1 protein-coding gene is annotated in these 2,147 nt (G+C 27.5%); it reads right to left on the bottom strand.

The window, feature by feature from the left end:
* A partial coding sequence (locus CLPUN_RS06205; protein WP_143328987.1) for a condensation domain-containing protein occupies positions 1–2,147 on the bottom strand: 2,147 nt, incomplete at both ends.

Here is a 2,147-nt window from a genome sequence, read left to right as displayed (position 1 = left end):
ATAATCATTTCTATAGATCTATCCATTATTATTCCAACAATTTTTTCTTCTCTTACACCTTTTTCTCTTAAGGCTCTTCCTAAAGAATTTGACTTTTCATTTAATTCTCTATAAGTTAACTTTTGACAATCTAATACTACTGCTATATTGTCTGGCGTTTTCTCAGCTTGTTCTTCAAACAATTCCTGTATTGTTTTTTCTGATGATATTTCTTTATTCTTATTAAATTCATTTAGCAGTTTGTTTTTTTCTTCCACGCTTATCATATCCAATTCAGATAACTTAATACTTGGATTTAACGATATAGAATTTAACAGGTTATATAAATTATCCCTTATTAACTTTATAATTTCTTTACTATATACATTACCGTTATAGGTTATCCTTATATTTAATTCATCACCCGGAGATATAAGAACTCCAATATCATAGTTTATTTGCTCAAAGGCTTCAAAATCTACAATATTTATTTCTTTTTTACTCACATCAGTATTCATTAATGTTTCATCTAAAGGAAAGTTTTCATATACAACAATATGATTTATAAGCTTATTCTTCATATCTGCTAAAGATTGAATTTCAGCTAATGAACAATAATTATATATATTAGCTTCAATAAAATCTTCATTTAGTTTCTTTGCTAAGTCTTTAAATTCTGTATTACGTTCTCCTTTTATTCTTACAGGCACTGTATTTATAAATAAACCTACCATTTTTTCTATATCTTTAACTTCGCTTGGTCTTCCAGAAATTACAGAACCAAATACTACATCATCAGTATTATTATATTTTTGGAGCAATATTCCCCAAGCTGTTTGAATCACTGCATTTATTGTTATGCTATTTGTGTCCGCCAGCCCTTTTAATTTTAATGTCATCGTCTTTTCTAATATAATAATTTCTTCTTTATTGTCAAAGCTATCTGATTTTTTATTTAACATAGGAAGTTCTGCTTCTTGTTTATACTCATTTAAGTATGACTTCCAATATTCTAGCGCTTCAGATTTATTCTGTTTATCAAGCCATTCTAGATATTTGCTGTAAGGTTCAGTTTTCTCAAAAACTATTTTTTCTCCTGCACATAATGCTTTATACATACTAATTGCTTCCTGCATTATTATGCCTATGCACCAACCATCCATAATTATATGATGGAAACTATAAACCAGTTTATAACTATTATCTTTTATCTTTATTACTGATAACCTTATTAAACAATCCTTTGCTAAATCAAAACCTCTATCTCTATCTGCTTTCTTAAATTCTTCTATATAATCTTGTTTCTTCTCTTCATGAAGACTGCTTATATCTTCATAATTTACTGCTATTTCTCTTTTTCTTAAAACTGCCTGCTTTGGTTTGCTTATATCGTCATAGAAAAATGCTGTTCTTAATATCTCATGCTTCTCTATAATGCTATTTATTGAATCTTTTAATATTTTTACATTTAATATCCCCTCTAATGTAAGTACACTTTGTTCAAAATATGCATGAGAGTTTTTATCAAACATTAAACTATACAGCATACCTTCTTGCATTGGTGCAAGAGAGTGAATTCTTTCTAGATTCCTTTCATAAGATAATATCTTATTTAAACCTTCTATACTTAGCTCACTATCACCATAATCCCACGGTGTTTTTTTCGTTTCTTTCTTACTTTCACAATGCTCTATAACCTTAATTAAACTTGCTTTATATACTTTTAATAAATTGATTACTGTTTCTTCCTTATATTCTCTAATACTATAATTTAAAAATAATTCTAACTTTCCGTCTGAAACAAGTCCGTTTATTTCTATATTATTTAATTTTTTATTTACAAAAGAAATAGCCAGTCCTCCTGTTAACTCAGAGTAATTAAATAAATTATTACTTTCTTTTTGAGCAAATTCTCCAAGGTAATTAAAACCTATCTCAGGTTTTAACTTAAATGACACATTTTTATTATCTGCAAAATACTTTAATATACCATACCCTATGCCATTGTTAGGTATATGTCTTAAAGTTTCTTTGGTATATCGAATAGCATAGGATATATCTTCACTATAAGTCATATCTAGAATTACTGGATACATAGATGTGAACCAACCTATTGTTCTATCTATAGAAACATCTTTTATAATTTCTTCTCTTCCATGACCTTCTAG

The organism is Clostridium puniceum (assembly GCF_002006345.1).
Classification (GTDB): Bacteria; Bacillota; Clostridia; order Clostridiales; family Clostridiaceae; genus Clostridium; species Clostridium puniceum.
Note: the sequence above shows the minus strand (reverse complement) of the source record. Positions and strands in the feature narration are given on the sequence as shown.